A 24,433-nucleotide genomic window follows, 5' to 3' on the forward strand; every position below is an offset into this window, starting at 1 on the left:
TATACGAGTGATCACAAGACTAACTTAGATGTTTCTGGGTAGTCTTTTTTTGAATTAATTTTACATTATAAAAAATGTTATGAATAAAAGTTTTGTTTATAACTTATAGTCGCCTTTTCTAATGCGTTGACAAATCGGTCGAAAAGTTCCGATTGGTTTTTCCTGTTTTTTCTGGTGAAGTTATCTTCTTTGAAAAATTTTTTTCGTAGTTTAGTCGAGAGCTCTAATTGAACGCCTTCCCCAGTTTTACTTAAATTTGTGAGGTTCCTTTCACCCATGCCTGAAAGGTGCCTAGGTGCGTCATCCGTTTGAAATCCGGCTTGTTTTAGGGAATGTTCAATCAAGCTCTTGTAGGCTTCATCTCTCCCGCCAATATAGATTAGCGCATTATGAATGTCATAATGACCATGGATGGAGAGATTGGTCATTGCGTTAGATGCTATTCTAACACCGATTGGTTCATCGAATAAGTTGGATGTTATATGGAGGATTTGGTTATTTCTTTGTTTCAGACCTTCAAATAGATAGGTGCTAGCATTCAGTTTTTCTCCAAGAGCTACAGCAATTTCGCTTGTGCCTGGTTCGATATTTCCTCCATGTATGGCTAGGACTGCTATATCAGGATTTCTGTAATAAGCGGTGATGCTGTAATCAATTTTTTCTTGTTCTTTCTGTTGTAGTTCAGCAAAATTTGTATAGCTATTTTTCAGCATGATTTCCACTCCCAATTTGTAGATTATTACCCCTTGAAATCAAAAATAAAAAAAGCAGGGGAGAAATCCCGGCTTTTTTTATTCTTGGATATTAGTATATTGTTCTATTTTCTTTTGCTCACCCGGTGTTAATGTTTCCGACCGTTTAAACGTATTCATGGTTACAAGCAGGCCTGCTATAAGAATAACAGGGATAACCCAGCCTGCTACTTTTTTTACAATATTCATATTCTCGTCCCCTTATAGATCTTTAAAAATTTATATGTTTAAAGATGAACTGGTACGCCGGATGCTCTTTTTATTGCTGTGCTTTCCAGCTACCATTTCTTCTTTGATCTCCAGCTCCGGATAACCGGCCGTTCTTCTCGTTTTTAACTAGAACTTGAACTCCGCCATAATACATGGGGGAAACCTTTTGAACGACGTTATACCCTGAATCTTCTAATGATGAGATTATTTCATTTGAAAGCCGAGATTCCGTATAGATGGTCTTTCCATCAAAGACAAACCGATAGCGGTCAATAATATCCTGAAATGAGCCTTCATTCTGTGTATATGAATAAAGGACTTGCATCAGTACTTGAGGTATTCTGTCACCACCGGGTGAACCGATTCCAATCGTTTCTTCCCCTTGTTTTTTGAGAACCGTCGGTGCTGTAAAGGTTCTTGACCGTTTATACGCATCTTGAGAATTCAAACCGGATCGGAAATTTTTCAATTGATCGTTAAGGAAGAAACCATTCGTATAATCACCTGAACCGAAGAAGTTACTGAGCGTATTTGTTGCAGAAACGACAGTACCATATTTGTCCATAATCACAAAGTGAGTCGTACTTTCATGTTCTTCGGAATCTCCAGACTCTATATTTTTCCATTCTCCCTCTTGGATCTTATTTTTCAGGTTGCTTAGGTGAATGGGGGATAGTAGTTGTTCAGCCTTAGAGGCACTGATTCCATCCCCAGTATGAGTAACTCGGTCTTGATAGGCAGTGTTTGTGATGGCCCCTAGCTCCTTCATGTAATCTGATTTGCCGGAAGAATCACCAAGGTTTGTTTTCTCAGCAAGCATTAACATTTCAAGAACTGTAATTCCAGAAAAGGGAGGAGGGGCTGACAAAATGTCATACCCAGCAAATGTTCCTTGAACCGGCTCCCGTTCTTTCACCTCATAGTGCTTTAAATCCATCAAGTCGATGTCTGTTTTTCTTTTTATATCGCGTGCGATGTCCTGTTTATAAAAACCGTCAGGGCCTTTCTGCTGTATCAGTTTCAATGTTTCAGCAAGCTTTTCTTGAGTAAGAGTTTTGCCTGGTTTAATGGCATCACCATCAGGATAAAATATTTGGGTCTCTTCAGAAGAAACCCTTGATTGTGATGCGATTAAGCGTGATGTTAACATTTCATTGACTGTAAATCCTTCTTCAGCCAGGTCAATCGCCGGCTGAAGAAGATCTTCCATCGGTACGCTTCCATACTTATCGTGAACAACCTGCATGCCGGCTACTAAGCCAGGAATACCCGTATTGTGTTTTGAACTTGGGTCTTCAGGTGACGTTTCACGATAATCGATAAAATTGGGATCTTGGGATTCGGGTACAATCAGCATACCACCGCCGCCACCAATTCCTGATCCATAAGGTTCAGTTACACCTAATACATAAGATACGGCAATCGCGGCATCTGCAGCTGTTCCGCCGTTATCCAAAATCTCCATTCCAACATCTATTGCGATAGGGCTGGAAGAACTAACTCCATACGATTGATTGGCTGACTTACTGTCTATCGGTTTATTCGTGTCAGAAAGAGGGGATGGCTCCGAACATCCTGCTAAATATATAAGCAAACATAGGGAAAGAAGTACTTTCCTCGTCATACGATTAATCACTAATTGATCCCCTCTTTTCGGTGAGCATCTAAGTTGTGCGTCTCTAATAAGATTCTTATTCACGTGTTTGTTTATAGTTATTTACTGTATTGGTTGGATATCTTGTTGTACAGCAGTTTTCTCTGCTTGCGCTGCTTTCTTTTCTTGTTCAGCTTTTTTTTGTTGTGCAGCTTTCTTTTCTTGCGCTGCTTTTTCTTCTTGTTCACGTTGTGTCTTATGGTCGATTACCTTCTTATGATTCATGGTAATCTCAATATGATTCTCTTTTTTAGACCATTGAACTTTTTCACTAGTTTCCTTCGTCAACTGACGGTAAACTCGTGATTGGTCAATCGAAGAGGTAGCTGGTCTTGGTGTTGCTTCCTCAATTTGGAGGGGAACGACATCAATGGTAGCTTGTCCGTCTTCTGCTAAATGGTATTGAACCATGGCTGAATCTTTTGTGCGTGTCCAACCTTGGTCAAATACAAAGTTTCCTAAACTATAAAAGATTATTCCGTCATTATATACATCAAACGATTGAAGGACATGGGGGTGATGACCGATGATAACGTCCGCACCAGCATCAATGACTGCTTTAGCCAATTCTGTTTGACGTGATGTAGCAGATGTAGAGTATTCTTGTCCCCAGTGCATATTTACCACAACTAAGTCTGCGTTTCCTTGCTTAGCATCTCTAGCTTTACCAATCATTTCAAATAATAAATCCGGATTAGAGTTTAATAAACCAGCTTGATTATTTTTGGATACTGCATCCTTGCCATAGACATCGGTGAAGCCAAGAGTGGCCACACGTACGCCATTAACATCTGAATAATTGATACTTGCTTTAGCATCTGTAGTATTTGATCCAACACCGACGTAATCCATATCCACACTTTTGAATTCATCAATTGTATCAAGCAGGCCTTGTTCTTCAAAGTCCATCATATGGTTGTTGGCTAAGGTCATTACAGAGAAGCCAGCATTTTTTACAGCTTCTACACCACTTTGATATGAGTTTAATCGAATCGCTGTGTCTGCTTCTTTGTATTTAGATACATCTTCTTTTAAAGCAGGGTGTTCATAGTTTCCGCTAACATAATCTGAAGCAGTAAAATAGGGCTTCATGTAACGGAAGAGGTAATCATACCCGTGTTTATCTGTCACTTTTTCAACATATCGTCCCATCATCACATCACCGACCATTGTCATCGTTAATGTTTGATCCGATTTTGAAGCGACTGTGTTCACTTCTTCAGCCCGTCCCATCCAAGTGGTAATGACTAATGCTATTAGTAAAATAGGGAGAATGATTCCAGCATACTTAAGATTCTTTGTCTTCGTATGTTTAATAAAGATAAGTGTTTTTTCTTTTGCATTTAAAGTTCGTTTCATTTTATGCACCTCAGAATAGGTAGTACACGTTCATTAAGCCGAAAGTTAAACCGGATAATAGAAGTGTGCTGCCAAGTGTTAATGGCATTCCTTGTCTTTGAATGGTATTCGCTATTAAACCTGGTACGATTATACCGATTCCTCGAAACTCGAAAATTTCAAATGGCATGACAGGGTAGACGAAATCTAATAGGAGCTTTAAACAAATTCCGGTTACCATCATAGCTGCAAATTTTCTTCTTCCATATAAAATCACCCATCTTGAAAGGCCGTGAGTGACGATTAAATAAGTTACTACACTAATGATCAAGATGACCAGCATGATTTCCCATTGATCAAATACTAATGCCAAATAACCTGGCACAATAAGTCCTGCGGGTACGACACCCGTTTTTTCTGAAAAAATAAGGCTAAGCGTTACCCCTAGTACTAGGGCTACATATAAATCCGATCCAAACATTAAGGTTCCTCCTACTTAACTCGCTTTTTGCTTCGTTTTAGATTTCATAAATGCTTCAATTAATGGTTCTGCTGCACCATGAATGTTACCGACACCGTATACGATTCGGTTTTTCATTAATGGGCGGAGACGGGCTACGATTTCTTCAGTTGACCAGTTTTCTAAATCCCAATACTCTTTTGTATCTAATTTACCTTGCTCAAATACCCGGGTTATCGGTGATGTAGTTTCACCAATGGCAATGACGATTTCAGATTTAATGTAAGGCAATACATCTCTTGCAAACTGCTCTGTACGGTCCACACGGTCAGCACGGCAGTTCATTATGACGATAGGAGCTTCTGTGCTGTATCCAAAGGTACTTACACGTTCCCAGATGTTTAACGTCGACGAAGCGTCATTTGCGGCAAAGCCATTTACAAAGAACGTTGGCTGAATTGGGTCTCCGAATTTAGTGATACGCATGGCACCTGGATCCGGATGTGCATTTAACATGCCACGGAAAGCCGTTTTTTCATCAATGCCCAATGCTTCTGCAACGGCCAAAGCAAGGGATGCGTTATCCGGGAATACCATATAGTCGAATTCGCGTAAAAAGTCTTCCGAAATTTTTGAATTATCAGCAACAATTACTTTCGAATTACGTTTCTTTGCAATTTGTTTGAAAAATTCCAAATATTCACTTTCGATGGTTATTAAATGCCCATTATAGGGAATAGTTGCTGTAAAGGCTTGTGCAACCTCATCCAATGTTGGTCCCATGACATCCATATGATCCTCTAGTACATTTACGATAACTCCGATGTTGGCTTGAATCATTTTATTTTGGAAGATTAGTTGATAGTCAGGCTGTACAGCCATACATTCACAAACTAGTGCTTCTGTTCCTAAATCGGCAACTTCTTTAACTACACGGCGTTGCTCTCCAATATTCGGTCCCTCTGGACGGCGTTTAATCGGTTTTTCTTTGTCCGTAAACCAATAGATCATTCTTGCTGATGTTCCGGTTGTTTTACCTACTGTTTTGTACTTAGCTTCCTGAATCACACCTGTAATTAGACGCGTTACAGTCGATTTCCCTCGAATCCCATTCACATTCACACGGACCGGGATGGAGTCGAGACGCTTCTGATGGCGTTTTTGTTCGAAAATGCCATAGCCAAGCAAAAAGATCGCACAAATAAATATTGGTGCCATTTTTTAACCTCTCTTTTTTTCAAATATTTGAATTACTGAATACACACTACATGATTTTAAACTTAAGAAGCAAGGGTCAAAAATTCTATCGCAATATAGTTATTATTGTATTTTACAAATAAATGTATATATAAGTGTAATAGTATCTAAATGATTAAATGTTTTATGAGACCAAAGATATGGGTGAAAATCCAGTAAAACCTTGGTTTATTTACACTAAAATATGGAAAGTGTAAATAAATACTCATTTTGAATAGCATAAAAATAGTTTCGTGAGTATTTGAACCCAATTCTTAATGGCTATATTTGTATAATTAATTGTTTCTGAAAGTGAGGTTTATTACAGTTTAATAATTGTTTATACCCATTTATTTGACTTCTACGTAACAATAATCATGCATTTGTCATTCTATGTAAGAGATTGCATCTATCGACTCAAATAGTTGTACTCTTTTGAATATGAACAAAGATGAGTAAAAGAACACCCCTCTTTTTTTTATGATTTTCGGTTTTTTAGATGAGAAATACCCATGGGGCTATAGCGTGACTTCTTTCTTTGAAATGAAATAAACTAAATTCAAGCAAATTTTTTTGGAAAAATGCCTAGTTTCTTCTATTAATATAGTGTAAATAGAAGAATGAAAAGAAAAAAAGCTCAGAAGGATATCTGAGCTTTCCGTTTGTATTTTTTAGAATAATAGAATGGGTAAGAAATCTCCGCTAGTTATGGAGTATTCGTAATTTGTGGGAAAGGAGCCACGACGAAAGTAGCTGATTCTGGATTAATTAAGGTTAACTGGATTTCTTTCTGTCAGAAATCTCAGGATTGGAGTCCTTTTTACCACCATCAATAACATAAAGCTTAGGAGCTAATCTCGCTTTTTTTCCTTGTTTTTCAGAATTCATCTTCATATAATTTTCGTATTCTTTGCGAAAGAACTCGTCCGTTTCTCGTTCTAGGGCTTTCCGTTCGTTAAACTCTGCTATGAATTTGAAAAAACGTTTCATATGAATTCCTCCTTTTTGGGTTAAAAAAGTCTTAGTTTAATAGTAACATAGGTTTGGTGAAACTTAGCCCTTTTTTACAATAATGGAGAGAAAAGTACGTTTTATTAGTTATTTGGTTGTGTTTTATTCACTCTTGAAAGAATAATACTAAAGAACCTTCTTGAGAAGAAGTTCCTATGCAATTGGTTGAAATGGATGCTTGGATCATGAGCGTTTGATACTGGAACTTGCCAGTAAGTAGGTGAAGTGGAAGTAGATGATACTATTAATTTTAGTGGTAAAAAAATATTCCTGTAGTTATATATATTATACACTAAATATTCTGAAAATAAATCAAAATGTTTTTTGATACGTGCCTGAATCCATTTGTTTTTTATTAATGTGTCTAGTAATATATTCCCCAAATTAACGAAAACGAAACACAATCTATAAAAGAGACATTAGGGAAATAGAAGGTGGGAAAAGAAAAGAAAAAAAGCAATTTCCCGCGTGCAACACGCAGGAAATTGCTAGTATCATAATTGGAACTTTTTAACCTGGTCAGTTAGTTGCTCAGCAGCAGAGGCGAGCTCACGGGCATGATTAGTGATTTCATCCATCGAAGAGCTGGATTGCTGGGCGGAGGCGGAGACTTGTTCAATACCTGCCGCAGACTCTTCAGACACGGCTGCGATGTCTTCGATAGCTTGATTGATTTTTATACTATTGGTAGTGATATAGTTTAAGTCATTTGTAATATGCTGTACTTTTGTACCCATGTTCCCGACTGAATTATTAATTGTTTCAAATGTTTGGCCGGTGAGGGTAATCTGTCTCGTACCTGCATCTACCTGTGTGTATCCATCTTCTAAAGAGTGGACGACGGTTTTTGAACCAGTTTGGATAGCTGTGACAATATTTGTGATATCCCCAACTGAATGTGTGACCTCTTCTGCGAGTTTTCGTACTTCTTCTGCAACGACGGCGAAGCCCTTTCCATGTTCGCCGGCTCGTGCAGCTTCTATAGCCGCATTTAAGGCCAATAAATTGGTTTGATTGGAAATATCCTTGATGACCTGTACAAGCTGTGAGATTTCCTTTGATTGTGAGTCAAGTCCTTTCACTTGTTCGACAGCATTTTTGACAATCTCATCAATCATTTTCATTTGTTGGACCGAGTTACGCATTAATATGATTCCTTCCTTGGTCAAGGATAGAATCTCGGTGGAGCTTTGGGAAACTTCTTCCCCGCAAGAATAGGCCTGCTGGATCTTTCTGGTGAACTCTTCCATCATATGGACCATATCAGCTGCTCGGTGGGCTTGAGACTCTGAACCTTCCGATAGCTCGAACATGGTAGTCGCAATCTGTCTGCTGCCTTGTTGGACCTCATTTGCTGATTGAGTTAAGTCTTCGCTTTGGTTCGAAACGGATTCAGATACAACTAGCATTTTTTCGATAGTATCACTAAGGTTTTTCTGCATCTGGTTGGAGGACAGAGTTAATTCTCCAATTTCATCATTTGACTTTTGCTCTAAAGGTTCATGGTTCAGCTCACCTTTCGCCACTACTTTCATTCTGTCCCTTATTTTAAGGAGAGGTTTTGTAATAATATTGGCTGTTACAAGCGCAAGCAGAAGGCCTATGATGACAGCGGCAATGGATATAATGATACTAGTCGTTTTAACTGATTCTCCACTTGCGATGACGATTTCTCCGGAAGCGACAATTGATTTCTCGCGTTCGGAAGCTAGCTCCCTAAACCCATCCATCAATTCATTGCTTATTGGTGCAACTTCATCCTTTAGTATTTCTTTAGCGCGTTCTTCATTTCCTTGATCATATTGTGTAAATACGCGGTCAATAATAATCGTTCTCCAATCCACGCTTTTCTGAATCAATTCCTTCATTTTGTCAGAATCACTTAGGGATAAAAGATCCTCCTGAATGACTTTGCTTTCTTCGGTATATTTTAAGAACCTCTCTTTATTACTTTCGTCGCCAAATAGAATATAGCCTCTCGCGAGTGCGCTTCTTTGTGCAAGATTATTGAGTAGTTGTTCTTCATCAATAAGAACCGGTAATTCATGTTCAATAATATCTTTGGAATGCACAAGTGACTTATTGCTACTATAGATATTAAATGCTCCTAAGATGATACACAAAGATATAATAAGTGAAAATGCCACCAATATCTTTCCTTTAATACTTCTCACGTTAATGGACCCCTTTTGCTATATTTTTTGTTTACCCTTTTTTATCGGAAAAATAATAGGATATTTAAGGAGGTAAGGGAAGATATGTTGTATAACAAACTTTACCATTCGGTCTTATAATCAGTTTGATATAAACTTCTTGATTTCTTTTCATATTCAAGTTACTATTAATTTGGAAAATTATAATATTCCGCTAGGCGGAAGAGGTTCTAGCTACCCTCTCAAAAAAACTAAGGAGAAACAGTACTCTATTCTTAGGGTGCTGTTTTTTTCCGTAAAAAGGAGTTTTATAGAAATGATGAAGAAGGAAAAGGCAGTGGTTGTGTTTAGCGGGGGACAGGATAGTACGACGTGTTTGTTCTGGGCAATGGAGCGATTTGAGAAAGTAGAAGCGGTTACGTTTGATTATAATCAGCGGCACAGCTTGGAAATCGAATGCGCGCAAAAGATTGCTAAGGAACTGGGCATTACCCATCATATTCTGGATATGTCGCTGTTGAACCAACTAGCGCCGAATGCGTTAACGCGAAGTGATATCGCAGTAGAGGACGGAGAAGACGGGGAACTACCGTCAACGTTTGTACCAGGGCGGAATTTGCTGTTCCTTTCGTTTGCCGGTGTATTGGCAAGCCAAATTGGGGCTAAGCATATTGTCACTGGTGTCTGCGAGACGGATTTCAGCGGATATCCAGACTGTCGCGATGTATTCATTAAATCGTTGAACGTGACCTTGAATTTGTCGATGGACCAGTCATTTGTGATTGATACGCCGCTTATGTGGCTGAATAAAGAGGAAACATGGGAGCTTGCGGATCAGCTTGGCGCATTTGATTTCGTCCGTGAGAAGACTCTGACTTGTTATAACGGGATTATATCCGACGGCTGTGGTGAGTGTCCGGCATGTAAGCTTCGGAAAAAAGGGTTGGATGACTATGTAAGCAGACGGCAGGTGCTTAAATAATGTACGGTTTTACTATCGTGGATAAGCTTCAAAAAATAGATAAAGATATTCAGCGGAATCAATTAAACTACTCAAGTAAGCGGGTCATGGTCAGCAAGGAATTCACCTTTGATGCCGCGCACCATCTTCATGACTATGAAGGCAAATGCAAGAACTTGCATGGCCACACGTATAGGGTCATTTTCGGATTGAGCGGATATACGGATTCACGCGGTTTGATGATAGATTTTGGTGACATCAAAGAAATTTGGAAAAATGAGATTGAAATACACCTTGATCATCGTTATTTGAATGAAACATTGCCGCTCATGAATACAACAGCTGAAAATATGGTTGTCTGGATTTATGAAAAAATGGCCGAAGCCCTTTTAACCAAGAATTATGAGGGTGCTAGAGTCGAATTTGTTCGTCTATATGAAACGCCGACGAGTTATGCTGAAGCTAGACGGGAGTGGATGGAAAGTGAGTAAGCTGCCTGTTATGGAAATCTTCGGCCCGACAATACAAGGGGAGGGCATGGTCATCGGACAAAAGACCATGTTTGTTCGGACGGCAGGATGCGATTATTCTTGTGCCTGGTGTGATTCCGCGTTTACTTGGGACGGGACTGGTAAGGAAGATACAGTTCAAATGACTGCCGAAGATATATGGGATGAGCTGAAGCGAATTGGCGGTGAGGGCTTTTCCTTCGTTACAATATCAGGTGGAAATCCAGCACTGCTGAAAAATCTAGATGGCTTGATAGCAATTTTAAAAGATAATGGAATGAAAACCGGCGTGGAAACACAGGGAAGCCGTTGGCAGGATTGGTTTCTCGATATTGATGAACTGACTATTTCACCTAAGCCACCGAGTTCTAGGATGAACACGGACTTTGAGGTGCTTGATCGAATAATATCTAATCTTGCCAATCGACATCCCGATAATCATGTCTCGTTGAAGGTTGTAATCTTTGATGATGAAGATTATCAGTATGCGAAAAACGTACATTTCCGGTACCCGGATATTCCTTTTTATTTGCAGGTTGGCAATGATGACAGCAGGACGGCTAATGATCAGCAGCTGATTAGCGGACTTTTGAAAAAATATGAAGAGCTAATTGATAAAGTAATAGCTGATGATGAACTTAGAAATGTGAAAGTGCTGCCGCAGCTGCATACGTATATATGGGGAAATAAGCGGGGAGTGTAAAGGAAGAGAGTAAGAAGCAGTGTGATGCGCAAGATCAATCACACTGCTTTTTTTATGCGGACAATAAACTAAATACCACTATTATACCTCCTGAATGTGTGTAGCCTTGAAAGCCGTTGTGTATTTAAGGCCATATCCTAAAAAACGATCCATTCCAATATGAGCCGTCCAAATTAAACCTACCATTAAAATTGTATCCTGGTTTAGAGAAACAGCTAGTAAAATGATGAGTATTGATATTGTATAAGTATGAAACAAGTTATAAACCTTGGCACCAATTTGATTATTGATTAGATAGGCTAACATAGAAATGTCAGGTGTTAATAGTAATAAAAGGAAAATCGACCAGCTAAATTCATTTATTGAATAGATATAAATTATCGCTATAAGAACCATAAGCCCTTCAGAATGTATTAATTTTTTCACCATATTTAAGCCTCCTAATCTTTATTAACCATTGGTCAATGTATGTGCAAAAAATTATACAATACTCTTCATAATATTTTTAACGTGAAAATTAGCTAAGCTTTTTACATCTTGATATGAAAGTTGTGTATTAATATAAAATGTTATAAAGCCGTGGAGCGAAAGGAAAATAGACCATATTGATGCAGGGTTTAGTTTATTTTCTGTAAGGTCAGTCAGAGAACTGATTAGTTTTTCATATGTTTTATTAGAATCAAGTTGAAGTAAATGTTGAATTTCTTTTTCTTTAGATAAAAACATGATTGCATAATGATTTTGCTGGGTTAACCCAAACTCTATAAAGCATAGTAATATCTTCTCTATTTTTTGAGAAGCATTATTTTCAGTTAGGATGATATCATCTATTTTATTATTCAATAGAGAAAAATCCGTTTTTACCAAACTATAAAATATTTCGGCCTTATTTTTAAAATGATAATAAATGGCGCCATGACTACAATCTAATGTTTTAGCTAATTGCCGCATTGAAACTTTTGAATACCCAACGGATGCAAAAAGTTTCCGGGCTTCATTCAATACCATTTCCTTAGATAATTCTATTCCTTCTGATTTCCTTGGCGACATAGTATCACCTCCATATTTATTGACCAGTGGTTAATAACATCATATAGCAGTGTTTTTCAATTGTCAAATATTAGAATAAAATGATTTGACAGGAGCTACTCCAATCCACATATGTAGTAACAAAATTCGAAACATCAGCCATAAGTCTAATTATTAATAAAGTATTTACTGAATTCGTTTTAGAAATAGGTAATGTGGAAACTTCTTGATTTCCATTCGTTTTCAAGCTACGATAAATTAGGAAAAAGATAATCCGCTCATGCGGAAGAGGTTCTAGCTACCCTCTCAAAAAAACTAAGAAGAACAGTACTCTTTCTTAGGGTGCTGTTTTTTTTGTATAAGGAGAATGTAAGAAATGTTAAGAATTATATTGTATTTAGTGTCCATTGTCACCGCGAATGTGGTTACAGCAGCTTTTGCACCATTACAGCTTGGTGTGTGTATTATTCCGATGGGGACATTACTAATCGGGGGAACCTTCATCTTTCGGGATCTAGTTCAGAATAAATTTGGCAGAGTGAAGACGTATGTGTGCATTGTCACGGCACTAATATTATCAGCGTGCGTATCATTTTTATTAGGAGATACCCTTTTAATTGTGTTTGCTTCCGCACTATCGTTCGTGGTGGCAGAAACAGCTGATACTGAAATTTATACCCGGTTAAAACTTCCGATGAGTTGGAGAGTATTTTACAGCGGGATTGTCGGAGGATTTTTCGATTCGGTGATATTTGTTGTGATTGGACTTAGCCCACTTGGTGCCAACGTTCTGCCATGGGAAGCCGTACCCGCTGCGATTTTTGGCCAAATCATTGTTAAAACAGTCATTCAGTCAATCGGTGCCGCGCTGTTGGGCCGAATCAATGTAAGACTGGAGAAGCGCGTTATCTCCGGTTAAAATAGTAGGAGGGAAGCACTCAATGGATGGACCCAAAAAGGAAGAAGATAGATGCTATTGCCTGGAAGCTTTTCGTGAAAAATATGGTCCGGATGTCCAAGGAGACTGTATGAAGCTCTCCTGCGCCAATTATCGGAAGCATAAGGGAATAGACAATCAAGATAAACGTAAACATTAATATAAATAGGAAACGATCTGTATAAGTAGAGAAGGAAGGACCAAATTTGGTTCTTTTTTTTGTGTGAATTATAGGTTCGCGAGTAAATCGTGATAATTCACGAGTAAATCGTGAAAACTTACGAGTAAATCGTGATAATTCACGAGTAAATCAGCCAAACTCACGAGTAAATCGTGATAATTCACGAGTAAACCAGAAACTTACGAGTAAGTCGTGAAAACTCACGAGTAAATCAGAAACTCACGAGTAAATTAGCCAAACTTACAAGTAAATCGTGAAAACTTACGAGTAAATCAGCCAAATTCACGAGTAAATCGTGAAAATTCACGAGTAAATCAGAAATTCACGAGTAAATCGTGAAAATTCACGAGTAAATCAGAAATTCACGAGTAAATCGTGAAAATTCACGAGAAAAACAGAAACTCACGAGTAAATTAGCCAAACTTACAAGTAAATCGTGAAAATTCACGAGTAAATCAGCCAAATTCACGAGTAACCCCATAAAAAAAGCTTCCGGCACCGTCAATAATTGGTGTCGGAAGCCTTTTTATTAATTAGGTAACAAAATTTCTTCCGGGTTGTCTCCATCAATCCCCACTTTATATAGGTGATACTGTGGGTCGCTTTTGCCGAATTTCTTATCTACCATAAAATAGACCGTTTTTGAATCGCTGCTGATGACTGGGCGATCTGTGTATTCTTGAAGATGGGTCAGCTGCTTTTCGGTCTTGGTTTTGAGGTCATAGCTATAAAGCTCATAAATATAGGTACTACCTGATTGCTCGTTGGAGATGGACTGGAAAATCATCGTTTTTTCATCCGGGGCAATTGTGAAATCAAAAATATCGACATCACGTTTAGAGTCTGTGACGGTTTCGATACCTGTTTGGTCAAATTTCACTTTGAAAATCCGTTGATGCGTTTCGAAAATCTCATCAGCCGTTTTAGCATCCGCATCATCATCGGTTTGATAATAAGCGGCTTTTCCATCTGTGGTGACATTTAGGGAACTAAGACCATATTTCTTAAAAGAGGTCAGCTGGGTGGACTCCTTTTTTTCTATATCAAATTCATAAATATCGAGATCGTGAGGGCGGGGACCCGTGATCGGCGAATAGTTTTTAAACGAACCGGCTCCAATATAAAAGAGAGAGCGGCCGCTTTTTGTGAAATCGAGTTCTGTGATCAGGAAGTCTGCTTTGAATAATTCACTGATTTTCTGTGATTTCATATCAAGAAGCTGAATGGAACTAGTTGAATCTTCTTCTTGGTTTTTTTTAGCTACAATAAAGGCAAGCATATTTCCATCGTAGGAATAAGTCGGGTCGAGGATTTGTTCATCGTTGCTCAATTCAAGGACTTTTTCTTCAACGGATAATGTTGGATTATAGAGTTTTAATTGTGGTTTTCCCTTAAAGTGTGTGACGTATGCAATTGTACCCTGAGTGGATACGTCGTATTGATTGGTTAAGCCCTGCTGCTTTTCATTTTCTTCTTTTTTAAAGATCAAGCCGGCGATGACAAACAAGACAGTCACAATCGCAAGCGTGATCAGAATGAGATAGATGTGCTTCTTTTTCATTTGAAGGACTCCTTAACGGTAGAGTATCATCATCGTAAAAATAATTGCTAGAACAAGTAATACCTGTAGAACAGCACATATATTTGATGCCGTAGGATGCTTTTTTAACAGTTTAATCTGTAGGATATATAACGAAATCCATAAGACAGTCGGGATGAAAAATAATAGCATAAACGGCTGGACGTCACTTGAGAAGATTAAAAAAGCATATAAGAAAAATAAGGTAACTGACAAAATCAAGATGCCGAGTGTAATATTGGAAATGTGCAGAAGTTTTACTTTTTTTAAATTCTTTCCACTATATCCTGGAAGAACCAAGGCTGTTTTGTAAATGAGGTAAAGGGATAGTAGGAGAATCGCTGCCATAATCAGGCTGAATAAAGGAAATAATGTAAAGTCAAGGGCGGACGCAATTCCCCATCCATATATATAGACAAGGGCATGGGTCACTAACACGGTGTTGACCATGATTTTCCGGTTGATAGAGACTAGGAGGTTAAGTGTAAGTGAGAGTAAAGTTGCACTAGTCAGTATCGAAAAAAGAAGCCAGCCGATGTAAGCATCTCCTTCTTGGAATAGTTGCAGCGCATACACCGAAAACGTAAAAAGAATTGAAACGATGGATAAAGTCAGCATAAGCTCTTTTCGGTATGGAAAAATGGCCTGCTGAATTTGACTGCCGATTTCCCATTCGTCGCCAAAAAGGATTAATGCCATTTTCTCGGCTTCTTTTGGGGTCTTCCCCTGCTTTATTAAATCATCCCGGCTCAACTCCAGATGGAGAAGCAGTTCTTCAAACATATCTTCTTTTTCTTCCTTGGTACAATCGGTTTGGTTGACTATTTTTTTTACATACCTTTCAAATGTTGTTTTCATCAGAAATCCTCTGCGCTTTTCCGAACTAAATTTTCAAGGAAGGTAAAGCTGCTGCGTTTACGTTCAAGCTCGGTTTGGCCGCTGTCTGTGATACGATAATATTTCCTGCGTCCGGACTCGGACTCTTTCCAATACCCTTCTATAAATTCCTTTCTTTCTAAACGCTTAAGAGCCGGATATAGGGTGCCTTCACTGATTTCGTATTGCCCCTCGCTCATTTGCCTTAGAATCTTCGTCATTTCATAGCCATACAGCTCTTTTTGTGAAAGAAGTGAAAGCAGGAGGAGGTCAATACTTCCCTTCATCAATTCTTTATCCAAAAAATCACCTTCTTTTTTCATTTGCTTTAGTGTAATACGATGCACATCGTATTACAAGGTATATTTTACTTTTTTAAAAAAAATGGTTAAATGACGATTGCTAAATAAAATCAATCATAGTAAAATGTGCTTCTGAACGGATGAGTTGTAAAGAGTGTGGTAAGGATACTATATACTTGATTTAACTGTTTTAATGAAAATACGGAATAGGATAGAAGAAATCCCACTCAAGGGGTATTAATTGATTTTTTTTTGAAAATCATTTAGATTCTATTTATCAACAAGAGCAGAAAGAAGGTCCTAGATAGATGAAAGTGAAAGCACCTGAGTCATTCACATACAGAGGTGGAAATAGAGCTGTTCTTTTACTTCACGGGTTTACCGGAAGTACAGGAGATATGAAAAAATTAGGGAAATACCTGAATGATCGCGACTATACCTGTCACGGGCCTCTTTATAGAGGGCACGGAGTATCAGCCGAGGAACTTGCTAAAACAGGTCCAAAGGAATGGTGGAAAGACGTAGTGGATGGTTATCAATTCCTTAAAGATGAAGGCTACGAGGAAATTGCTGTTGTAGGAATTTCTTTAGGAGGAGTGTTCTCATTAAAAGTAGGAATTGAACTTCCTGTGATAGGGGTGGTTTCAATGTGTGCTCCGACGCAAGGAAAAAGTATCGATCGACAAAAAAACCGCTTGCTCAATTATGCACAGGCTTATAAGAAGTTTGAAGGCAAAGATGCAGACCAAATTGCTGCCGAAGTGAAGCTGTTGGAAGAAGAGCCTATGACTCAACTGAAAGATGTGGTGAATATAATAAATGAGACTGGTGAAAATTTAGATTTAATCACATCACCAACTCTTGTTCTACAAGGGCGCTTGGATGATCCCGACTATACGAACAGTGCTACAGCGATTTTCAGTGAAGTCGATACGCAGCATAAACACTTGATATGGTACGAAAACTCTGGCCATATAATCACATTAGGCAAAGAACGTGAGCAGGTTTATGAGGATGTGTATAAGTTCTTAAATACACTACTTTGGTAGAAGCAGAGGGAAGTTTTCTCTATGTATAAACAGGGGTAATCTTGTCCTAAGAAGGCCACCAATTTGATGGCCTTTAACATTCAGGGTATAAAACTACTCTCTTCCTTAAGTAAAAGTAAATCGTATTAAATAGAGGCATAGCTAAGAGGACTTACTTTATATGGTTTAGCTTCAAAATCTATTTGTATAAAAAGATTTTCACTGTATCGTTATTATCAATGGTTGCTAATAAAATATCATATACGTCCTCACTGTATGCAGTTTTTATTCGGTTTTTAAGCCATTCTTCGTCTTTACCAATGCGGGTTAATTCACTAAAATCAATTTTTCCCTCTTTAATAATCGTTCTAGGAAAAGAAAAGGTTTTTGTTACTAGTTCTAAATCGGCAGGGGTTACGGCTTCATATTGAGGGTTTAAAAAAAATGAAATTGTACCATCTGGTTCCCATAATGCAAGCGCAACTTTTTGAATATCTTCAATTTTTTCTTTTCTTAATTCAGATAATAAAAAATCGATAGAGATTCTTGCTTTGGCTAAGCTTTTATAAACAATTTGCCCATTTTCTATAAGGGGAAAAGGAGAGTTTTCAAAAAAACTTCGAAGTTTTCCCCACTTTAGGCTCAAAAAAACGCAAAAAATATATAAAAGTACTAATACGGCTGTCGTTATCAATGGTCCCTTTAAACCTAACTGTTCATCAGATAAAGGATGGGCAAGGATGTTTCCAATAATTAATGCTATTAAAAAATCAAGTAATCTTAACTGAGAAATAGCTCGTTGCCCCATTATTTTAGCTGCAAATAGTAAAAAGAAGTAAGACACAATGGCCCTTAAGATCCACTGAATTATAGTAAGTGCTTCTTGGCCGTGAAAAAAGTCCATCTAAACTCACATCCTTTTTTTAATGGGGTTTAAGGTTTAGTATGGAGCTTTTGACCAATGATTATCACAAGAAAATAATATAGATGAAGTACAAATTAATTAGATTTTCAGATAAAAGATGGACTTCCATATGGAGTCCATCTTTTATTCGCTTTGAAATTATTATTCCTACAAACTAATCTTCCATTTGCGGCTGTAAATCTGTTTCGAAAGCATTATTCATTTGATGCTGTCTAATAAATTTTCTGACCTGTTCTTTTGTTATTCCGCTTTGTTTCGCTTCAATGATAAGTGCAATCCACATTCTTTCGAGCGGTTCCTGCTGCGATTGCTTTATAGAATTCATAATAATACTCCCTATCAACTATATTTTAAATAATAGTTAGAAAAGTAAAATGAATTATTAGGTCTTAACTAACAATCCGTCCAACAAAAGGTGTACAATTTCATTCGCTAATATTTCAGGCTGAATGTTTTCTTCAAAAATTTGAGTTATGGTTAAACGTTCAATAATTCCGACCAAGCTTTCAGCTATAATCAACATGTTAGCATCTGGATGGAAATAGCCATTTTGTTGTTCATAAATCAGGTTTTCTTTTATTTGTGCAGCTAACTGCTTCTTTATTTCTTCAGCCTCTTGAGAGAGAAAAAAACCAATTCGAGTTAAACTTTGATTTTCAGCAAAGAAACGAAATATCGCGGCTAATCCTTGGGTGATTTTGAGGGGAATAGCGTTTAAATCAAGCCCAGTTTCAAGCCGGCTCTGTATAGTAAGATTAAATAATTCATATCGGAATTTCTTAACTAACTCCTTAAAAATGGCCTCTTTACTTTCAAAATACAGATAAAAAGTAGGCTGACTTAAATTTGCTCTATGAACGATTGTACTAACTTTTGTTTCAAAATAACCCTTCCGAGCAAACTCATCTGCCGCGATGAAGAGTAGTAAAGCTCGACTCTGTTCACCGTTGGCACCCTTTTTTCTACCTCTTTTCATCATAAATCCGTTACCCCAAAGTTTAATTTGTCATTATATTACTCTTAAGTATTATCTTATAGTGTTAAAGTTCCAGTCAAGAAAAATAAACTGAATATTATAAAAATAAAAAAACAACTATAAAGTAAAGAAGATAACTCTAGGACGGTGTTGAGATTCTTTTAAAATCAGGAGGATAGAATCAAAAAAAGCCGTGCGGGATTTCTCCAGAAACGGCTTTTTGATATTACTTTGTTAAATAATTTTCTGTATAATACGGTTTTGCATTATCTTCAAAGGCGACGCCGACTCCGAGAGATTCAAAATCTTTTTGTAATTTATTTTCCCTGTGTCCGATGGAGTTCATTAACCCTTCATGAGCAAAGATACTGCTGTTCTGACCGGCTGCGAGGTTTTCCCCAGCCATTCGAAAAGTGATTTTGTCATCTTCCATTCGGTCAAAGGGGGATTCTCCTTCAAGGTTATTATGGTTGAAGTAATGATTCACTGCCATATCGGCACTGTGATCCTGAGCGGTCACTTTCACTTGTTTATCCCAAGAAAGGACCGAGAGATCATGGTTAACCCTTGATGCATTAGTCAGGTCAAATAGTTGATATTCAAAGCCGTTCTTTAACTCCGGACTGGCTTCTGCAAAATAGGCACTCTTTTGTTTTTCCAATTTTGCGTCGATAATTTGGATTGATGTAACTGTATTTTTCTCATGTTTGTCATAGAAGATAGTCACATAGCTCTTATCCATTTCAAACATATCGTATTCGCCATCGCTTCGAATCTGGTAATAGACGTTTCCTTTAAGGAGTTTTGTTACAGGATCTCCTAATTTTTCAGTCACTGCTTCTTTAGGCGTGCCGCGTTTAATTCCTTGTTTTGAGGAGATTAAATCTTGGTTCGTATATAATCCAACAACTTTATCGTCAGTATCGTAGGCAACCATGAAGAAATTTTGATAATTTTCGTGATAAGCGAACCAGTCTACGCCATATTCATTCCGGGTTTGCCGCTTTGCTACACCAGCCAGTTTTTCAACAGCAGCCTTAGTGTCGCCAATTTCGATATTACGGACTGAAAAGGAGGCCTCAGCGGGAGCTTCCAATGTTGGTTTTTTCACTTGTTCCGTTTCAGGTTGTTCTTCTTTAGAAGCGTTATCCAACGTTTCTGTTAGCTCGCCTATCAGGTAGTTGACTCCGGTATTCAGCTTGTCCAGGGCAGTCGAAACCTCTGGTCCGTTTATAAGGGAGCGAACATCGGATGCAAAGGATCTAACCCCGGCCTTAAACCCAGACTCCTGAATGTCATTACCATAACCGTACCAAAATCCACCGAGTAGGAGTAAGAGAACAACAATATTAAACAGTTTCCGCAAATCGTTCACTCCTGCTCTATTTGAAATTCAGGAACTATTCTCCTGTTTATTGTTGGTTAAATAGATAAGCTTAAAAGGGGTGGTGAAACTAACAATAAGAGTGAACACAGGATCAGTGACAGTGAGACCTTTTTGGGCAGCTTTTCTCTCCCATTTCCAGTGTACCATCCACTGAACTGCAACTTGTTTCTATACCAAACAAATAATAAAAAAAGTATCGCAATAGAACCTAGCCAGCCATACTGATCCATGTTAACGCCTATGCTTGTATATATGGCGATTAGTACGGTGGAAATAATCGCTCCGCCTAATCCTAATATTAATAAAATACGTATCAACTCTAAAATGACCCTCATATTTCCTCCATAAGTTTATTTATGACTTTTAATTGATTTGGTTTTAATACGATCATGCTATTATACCAAAAGAAAAAGAACTAATAAAAGCATGTTATGCAATCTCATGACCATGGAAAAATGGCAATCCAGTGTGTTGCAAAGTTTGATTGATTCGATATGGGAATATGGAATATGCTGATTCAATCTAGGGTGGCTTTATTTATTTGATCAAGAGGTGACTCATTTACTTGGCACTCATTTTTCCCTAACCAAAAACGAAATCCCTCTATAGTGGATTTCGTTTTTGGTGTTTTTAGATTCTTAATTTTAATTTAAGTGAATTACTTTAATCATTTAATATACTTTCCTCAAGAACGGCAAACTTATCCCCATATACTTTGGTTATATGATTTTCTCCCCACGTACATAGCGCGGTTAAAATACTTTCTAAACTCTGTCCATATTCACTAAGTTCATATTCAACTTTGGGCGGAACTTGGTTGTAAACGATCCGATTGATCACTCCGTCTTTTTCTAACTCACGTAATTGTTGGGTCAACATTTTTTGCGTAATGTTTGGCATAAGACGTTTTAATTCGCTTGTACGTTTTTTACCATGTGTTAGATGGCAAAGAATCACACATTTCCATTTTCCACCTAGTACCTCCAGTGTAGCTTCGACTGAAATATTGTACTTCTTTTTCTGCATAATTTTTTAACTCTCCTTACTTTATAGGCACTTAAAGGTGCCTATAACACTTTAAAGTACGTACTGTTTTTTATTTCTATTATAAATCATAATAACATTTGTCGACAGATTATCACTGTACATTTTATTGCTATAAGCAATTTCATGATAGAACAAATCAATTAGAAGGAGAAGATAATATGATTATAGATAAAAAAGAAGTACGTTGGCATTACTGGCTTTAGCAATCAGTGCCTTTGCAATTGGAACAACAGAGTTTATTAGTGTGGGACTGTTACCACTAATTTCAAAAGATCTACACATTACAGTGACAACTGCCGGATTAACAGTTTCCTTATATGCTTTAGGTGTAATGTTCGGAGCACCTATTCTGACATCTCTAACATCTAATATGTCTCGCAAATCTTTATTACTCTGGATTATGATAGTGTTTATTGCTGGAAATACACTTGCGGCTAGTGCTACTGGCATCGGGGTATTACTGACAGCCCGTGTCATCTCTGCCTTAGCTCATGGTGTTTTCATGTCAATAGGTGCTACGATTGCAGCAGATTTAGTACCTGAAAATCGCAGAGCGAGTGCGATTGCCATTATGTTTACAGGGCTAACGGTAGCGACTGTGACAGGTGTTCCTTTTGGAACTTTTATAGGGCAACATTTTGGTTGGAGATTTGCTTTTATTATTATTGTGGCAATCGGCATAATTGCTTTCCTTGGGAACAGCATCCTTGTTCCGTCTGATTTACAAAAAGCTACTCGCACCACGTTCCGTGATCAAATCAAATTAGTAACAAATGGCCGCTTATTGCTTGTATTCATTATTACAGCATTAGGATATGGAGGTACATTCGTTGTCTTTACTTATTTATCTCCCTTGCTACAGCAGGTGACAGGATTTAAAGAAGGAACAGTTGCCGTAATTTTGCTAGTATATGGAGTGGCCATTGCTATAGGGAACACAATTGGCGGAAAGCTAGCTAATCGCAATCCTATTAATGCCCTATTCTATATGTTTCTTATACAGGCTATTGTACTTGTGATTTTATCTTTCACGGCTCCGTTTAAGGTAGCTGGATTAATTACTATTATTTTAATGGGGTTATTTGCCTTCATGAATGTGCCAGGACTTCAAGTCTATGTTGTGACGTTAGCTGAGCGTTTTGTCCCGAGTGCAGTTGACGTGGCGTCTGCTATCAATATTGCTGCATTTAATGCAGGAATTGCTATTGGTGCCTACTTAGGTGGAATCATTACGGATTCTATCGGGCTCATCCATACAGCTTGGATAGGTGGAGTGATGGTGTTTGTAGCCGTAATATTAACAGGTTGGAGTCGAGCTCTCGAAAGTAAAGATAGAAAGCGGGAAGGAATGAAAGAAGGGAATAGTAAGAAAGGTGAAGCGTGTTAGGGTAAGAAACTTATTAATAATTTCCACGGTCAAATAATATGTCAAGGGATCATTGCATCCCTTCAGTGAATGCGGAAGATTCCTTGAAGGGATGTAATGATCCTTTAGGGCATTATATGATTTCAATTAATAGAAATTTTGGAGGTAGATTGATTATGGTGAAAAATTTACAAGATACAACAACGTTGCACAACGGTGTTAAAATGCCTTGGTTCGGCTTGGGCGTATTTAAGGTAGAAGAAGGTCCTGAATTAGTAAATGCGGTCAAAGTGGCGATTAAACATGGCTATCGCAGCATTGATACGGCAGCAATTTACGAAAATGAAGAAGGAGTTGGGCAAGGAATCCGTGAGGGGCTAAAAGAAGCTGGAATCTCAAGAGAGGATTTATTTGTAACTTCAAAAGTTTGGAATGCTGATTTAGGATACGAATCCACAATCGCAGCATACGAAACAAGCTTAAAGAAACTTGGCTTAGAGTATTTAGATTTATATCTTATACATTGGCCTGTCGAAGGAAAATATAAAGAAGCTTGGAAAGCATTAGAGACTCTTTATAAAGAAGGAAAAGTTAAAGCAATCGGAGTAAGTAATTTCCAGATTCATCATCTTAAAGACGTAATAAAGGACGCAGAAGTGAAGCCTATGGTCAATCAAGTCGAATGTCATCCACGCTTGACTCAAAAAGAAGTACAAGCATTTTGTAAGGAACAAGGCATTCAACTAGAAGCTTGGTCTCCATTAATGCAAGGTGAATTACTGGATAATGAGGTATTACAAGAAATTGCGACTAAGTATGGCAAATCTGTAGCACAAGTCATTTTACGTTGGGATTTACAAAATGGGATTGTAACGATTCCAAAATCAACAAAAGAACACCGTATAGTAGAAAACTCATCAGTATTTGATTTCGAATTGACTGAAGAAGATATGAACCGAATCAGCGACTTGAATCAGAATCATCGGGTTGGTCCAGATCCTGACAATTTCGACTTTTAATTAATGTAGGGAGATAGACGAGAGTGTGCGTCTATCTCCTTTTCAATATCTGTTATTACTTCTTCCCATAACCTTATTTAGGAAGTCGGACATAGGAAATAAGCCCGCATTCTGATGAATGGGGCGCAAAATTTCATGTAACCTATACAGCGTTATCCAGATGAGTCATTCATTCTCCTGAAGACTGCTCTTTACATTAATAAAGAATTTCAGTGCAGTGTCGATATCACTGGTCTTTAATGATTTTTCAAGTGTTTCATTAACCGTTGTTAGTATTTCTTGAAGTCGTAGCTCTCCCCGGTCTGTTATGGTTGCACATACACCACGGCGATCATCTTCATATCCAAGCCTTTGAATGACACCACAACTTTTATTTTCCATTCTTACAGAAAGTCTGGACATCGCACTTTGGCTTAAGCCTACTAACTGCTGCAATTCTAATAGCCTCAGTTTTTTTTCCGGAGTTTTCGATAAAAATAATAGAACATAAAACTCATTTAAAGTCGTTTGGTGTCTTGCTTGCAATATCCGATCTAGCTCATTTGAGAGCTCGGCATGAATACGTGTAAAGGATAGCCATGTATTTATAAGGTTTTGTTCACTGGACAATTATTTTCGCCTACCTCTGCTTACTTATCTTAAATATAACATAAATAAAAATAAATGTACCAACAGAGGATAACGTTTACAACATCAGAATTAGGTGTTCAAGAGAATCTGATTAATTGACACAAAGTTATCAAGATGATATAAATGCATGTGCATGCATTAAAAAATAATCTGTAAGGGAGATA

At 37.8% G+C, this 24,433-nt stretch carries 28 protein-coding genes and 2 riboswitches; of the genes, 8 read left to right on the forward strand and 20 right to left on the reverse strand.

Annotation, left to right across the window (positions count from 1 at the left end):
• Positions 1 to 77: 77 nt before the first annotated feature.
• From JFU50_RS16095 to JFU50_RS16130, 8 genes are all read right to left on the reverse strand, one after another.
• Positions 78 to 713: a poly-gamma-glutamate hydrolase family protein gene (locus tag JFU50_RS16095; protein WP_201223317.1), complete on the reverse strand. Its 636-nt coding sequence runs from the start codon at positions 711 to 713 to the stop codon at positions 78 to 80.
• 78 nt (positions 714 to 791) lie between these two features.
• Complete coding sequence (locus tag JFU50_RS16100) at positions 792 to 941, reverse strand: CapE family protein (RefSeq protein ID WP_201225219.1); 150 nt, start codon at positions 939 to 941, stop codon at positions 792 to 794.
• 70 nt (positions 942 to 1,011) lie between these two features.
• Positions 1,012 to 2,598, reverse strand: a complete 1,587-nt coding sequence (locus JFU50_RS16105) for a gamma-glutamyltransferase family protein (protein ID WP_342214700.1) — start codon at positions 2,596 to 2,598, stop codon at positions 1,012 to 1,014.
• A gap of 81 nt (positions 2,599 to 2,679) precedes the next feature.
• Positions 2,680 to 3,975: a CapA family protein gene (locus JFU50_RS16110; RefSeq protein ID WP_201186334.1), complete on the reverse strand. Its 1,296-nt coding sequence runs from the start codon at positions 3,973 to 3,975 to the stop codon at positions 2,680 to 2,682.
• Positions 3,976 to 3,985: 10 nt separating this feature from the next.
• Entirely contained in the window at positions 3,986 to 4,435 is a 450-nt protein-coding gene (pgsC, locus tag JFU50_RS16115) for a poly-gamma-glutamate biosynthesis protein PgsC (protein ID WP_053347415.1), read from the reverse strand.
• 15 nt (positions 4,436 to 4,450) lie between these two features.
• Positions 4,451 to 5,632 (reverse strand): poly-gamma-glutamate synthase PgsB, encoded by a 1,182-nt coding sequence (gene pgsB / locus JFU50_RS16120; RefSeq protein WP_201223318.1) that lies wholly within the window; start codon positions 5,630 to 5,632, stop codon positions 4,451 to 4,453.
• A 792-nt stretch (positions 5,633 to 6,424) separates the two neighbouring features.
• Entirely contained in the window at positions 6,425 to 6,640 is a 216-nt protein-coding gene (locus tag JFU50_RS16125; protein WP_201186330.1) for a hypothetical protein, read from the reverse strand.
• Positions 6,641 to 7,155: 515 nt separating this feature from the next.
• Complete coding sequence (locus JFU50_RS16130) at positions 7,156 to 8,835, reverse strand: methyl-accepting chemotaxis protein (protein WP_201223319.1); 1,680 nt, start codon at positions 8,833 to 8,835, stop codon at positions 7,156 to 7,158.
• A gap of 197 nt (positions 8,836 to 9,032) precedes the next feature.
• Positions 9,033 to 9,075: riboswitch (PreQ1 riboswitch) on the forward strand.
• Between the two features lie 58 nt (positions 9,076 to 9,133).
• Between JFU50_RS16130 and queC the strand changes: the two genes are divergently transcribed.
• From queC to queE, 3 genes are read left to right on the forward strand one after another with little or no spacing between them, the layout of a single operon-like run.
• Positions 9,134 to 9,796 carry a 7-cyano-7-deazaguanine synthase QueC gene (gene queC, locus JFU50_RS16135; protein WP_056521783.1) on the forward strand — a complete coding sequence of 221 codons (663 nt, stop codon included), beginning with the start codon at positions 9,134 to 9,136 and terminating at the stop codon, positions 9,794 to 9,796.
• Positions 9,796 to 10,266, forward strand: a complete 471-nt coding sequence (gene queD / locus JFU50_RS16140; protein ID WP_053347411.1) for a 6-carboxytetrahydropterin synthase QueD — start codon at positions 9,796 to 9,798, stop codon at positions 10,264 to 10,266. Before queC ends, queD begins: the two co-directional genes overlap by 1 nt.
• Positions 10,259 to 10,987 carry a 7-carboxy-7-deazaguanine synthase QueE gene (gene queE / locus JFU50_RS16145; protein ID WP_201188000.1) on the forward strand — a complete coding sequence of 243 codons (729 nt, stop codon included), beginning with the start codon at positions 10,259 to 10,261 and terminating at the stop codon, positions 10,985 to 10,987. Before queD ends, queE begins: the two co-directional genes overlap by 8 nt.
• 81 nt (positions 10,988 to 11,068) lie before the next feature.
• Here queE and JFU50_RS16150 read toward each other — a convergent pair whose 3' ends face one another.
• Together JFU50_RS16150 and JFU50_RS16155 are read right to left on the reverse strand one after the other, a co-directional pair.
• Positions 11,069 to 11,416 (reverse strand): DUF4260 domain-containing protein, encoded by a 348-nt coding sequence (locus tag JFU50_RS16150; RefSeq protein ID WP_201223320.1) that lies wholly within the window; start codon positions 11,414 to 11,416, stop codon positions 11,069 to 11,071.
• Positions 11,417 to 11,467: 51 nt separating this feature from the next.
• Positions 11,468 to 12,037 carry a TetR/AcrR family transcriptional regulator gene (locus tag JFU50_RS16155; protein ID WP_201186324.1) on the reverse strand — a complete coding sequence of 190 codons (570 nt, stop codon included), beginning with the start codon at positions 12,035 to 12,037 and terminating at the stop codon, positions 11,468 to 11,470.
• Between the two features lie 261 nt (positions 12,038 to 12,298).
• A riboswitch (PreQ1 riboswitch) is annotated at positions 12,299 to 12,341 on the forward strand.
• A 51-nt stretch (positions 12,342 to 12,392) separates the two neighbouring features.
• Here JFU50_RS16155 and JFU50_RS16160 point away from each other — a divergent pair.
• Together JFU50_RS16160 and JFU50_RS16165 are read left to right on the forward strand one after the other, a co-directional pair.
• Complete coding sequence (locus JFU50_RS16160) at positions 12,393 to 12,935, forward strand: VUT family protein (RefSeq protein WP_201223321.1); 543 nt, start codon at positions 12,393 to 12,395, stop codon at positions 12,933 to 12,935.
• Positions 12,936 to 12,957: 22 nt separating this feature from the next.
• The gene (locus JFU50_RS16165; protein ID WP_201186322.1) at positions 12,958 to 13,113 is read left to right on the forward strand and encodes a hypothetical protein; all 156 of its coding nucleotides are present in this window, start codon (positions 12,958 to 12,960) and stop codon (positions 13,111 to 13,113) included.
• 550 nt (positions 13,114 to 13,663) lie between these two features.
• Here the strand turns inward: JFU50_RS16165 and JFU50_RS16170 are convergent.
• The 3 genes from JFU50_RS16170 to JFU50_RS16180 are packed head-to-tail and all read right to left on the reverse strand — an operon-like array spanning position 13,664 to position 15,912.
• Positions 13,664 to 14,695, reverse strand: a complete 1,032-nt coding sequence (locus JFU50_RS16170; protein WP_201223322.1) for a hypothetical protein — start codon at positions 14,693 to 14,695, stop codon at positions 13,664 to 13,666.
• A gap of 12 nt (positions 14,696 to 14,707) precedes the next feature.
• On the reverse strand, positions 14,708 to 15,571 hold the full coding sequence (locus JFU50_RS16175; RefSeq protein WP_201223323.1) for a permease prefix domain 1-containing protein: 864 nt from the start codon (positions 15,569 to 15,571) through the stop codon (positions 14,708 to 14,710).
• On the reverse strand, positions 15,571 to 15,912 hold the full coding sequence (locus JFU50_RS16180; protein WP_242486929.1) for a PadR family transcriptional regulator: 342 nt from the start codon (positions 15,910 to 15,912) through the stop codon (positions 15,571 to 15,573). Before JFU50_RS16180 ends, JFU50_RS16175 begins: the two co-directional genes overlap by 1 nt.
• Positions 15,913 to 16,199: 287 nt before the next feature.
• On the opposite strand from JFU50_RS16180, the gene JFU50_RS16185 reads away from it, so the two are divergent.
• A complete protein-coding gene (locus JFU50_RS16185) occupies positions 16,200 to 16,940 on the forward strand; it encodes an alpha/beta hydrolase (protein ID WP_053347403.1) in 741 nt (246 codons plus the stop codon).
• A 178-nt stretch (positions 16,941 to 17,118) separates the two neighbouring features.
• On the opposite strand, the gene JFU50_RS16190 is transcribed toward JFU50_RS16185, so the two are convergent.
• The 6 genes from JFU50_RS16190 to JFU50_RS16215 form a co-directional block, all read right to left on the reverse strand.
• On the reverse strand, positions 17,119 to 17,823 hold the full coding sequence (locus tag JFU50_RS16190; RefSeq protein ID WP_053347402.1) for a DUF421 domain-containing protein: 705 nt from the start codon (positions 17,821 to 17,823) through the stop codon (positions 17,119 to 17,121).
• A gap of 175 nt (positions 17,824 to 17,998) precedes the next feature.
• Positions 17,999 to 18,169 (reverse strand): anti-repressor SinI family protein, encoded by a 171-nt coding sequence (locus tag JFU50_RS16195; RefSeq protein ID WP_201186317.1) that lies wholly within the window; start codon positions 18,167 to 18,169, stop codon positions 17,999 to 18,001.
• Positions 18,170 to 18,226: 57 nt separating this feature from the next.
• Positions 18,227 to 18,823 (reverse strand): TetR/AcrR family transcriptional regulator, encoded by a 597-nt coding sequence (locus tag JFU50_RS16200; protein WP_201223325.1) that lies wholly within the window; start codon positions 18,821 to 18,823, stop codon positions 18,227 to 18,229.
• 223 nt (positions 18,824 to 19,046) lie between these two features.
• Complete coding sequence (locus JFU50_RS16205; RefSeq protein WP_201223327.1) at positions 19,047 to 20,186, reverse strand: CAP domain-containing protein; 1,140 nt, start codon at positions 20,184 to 20,186, stop codon at positions 19,047 to 19,049.
• Positions 20,187 to 20,242: 56 nt separating this feature from the next.
• On the reverse strand, positions 20,243 to 20,542 hold the full coding sequence (locus JFU50_RS16210; protein WP_201223329.1) for a hypothetical protein: 300 nt from the start codon (positions 20,540 to 20,542) through the stop codon (positions 20,243 to 20,245).
• Between the two features lie 328 nt (positions 20,543 to 20,870).
• Complete coding sequence (locus JFU50_RS16215) at positions 20,871 to 21,233, reverse strand: winged helix-turn-helix transcriptional regulator (protein ID WP_053347398.1); 363 nt, start codon at positions 21,231 to 21,233, stop codon at positions 20,871 to 20,873.
• Positions 21,234 to 21,438: 205 nt separating this feature from the next.
• Between JFU50_RS16215 and JFU50_RS16220 the strand changes: the two genes are divergently transcribed.
• Together JFU50_RS16220 and JFU50_RS16225 are read left to right on the forward strand one after the other, a co-directional pair.
• Complete coding sequence (locus JFU50_RS16220; RefSeq protein WP_201223331.1) at positions 21,439 to 22,641, forward strand: MFS transporter; 1,203 nt, start codon at positions 21,439 to 21,441, stop codon at positions 22,639 to 22,641.
• Between the two features lie 155 nt (positions 22,642 to 22,796).
• Positions 22,797 to 23,639 carry an aldo/keto reductase gene (locus JFU50_RS16225; RefSeq protein WP_201186312.1) on the forward strand — a complete coding sequence of 281 codons (843 nt, stop codon included), beginning with the start codon at positions 22,797 to 22,799 and terminating at the stop codon, positions 23,637 to 23,639.
• Between the two features lie 165 nt (positions 23,640 to 23,804).
• Here the strand turns inward: JFU50_RS16225 and JFU50_RS16230 are convergent, their stop codons facing one another.
• Positions 23,805 to 24,248, reverse strand: coding sequence for a MarR family winged helix-turn-helix transcriptional regulator (locus JFU50_RS16230; protein WP_201186310.1), 444 nt, complete (start codon positions 24,246 to 24,248; stop codon positions 23,805 to 23,807).
• Positions 24,249 to 24,433 lie beyond the last annotated feature (185 nt).

The organism is Peribacillus sp. TH14 (assembly GCF_016651145.1).
GTDB lineage: Bacteria > Bacillota > Bacilli > Bacillales > DSM-1321 > Peribacillus > Peribacillus butanolivorans.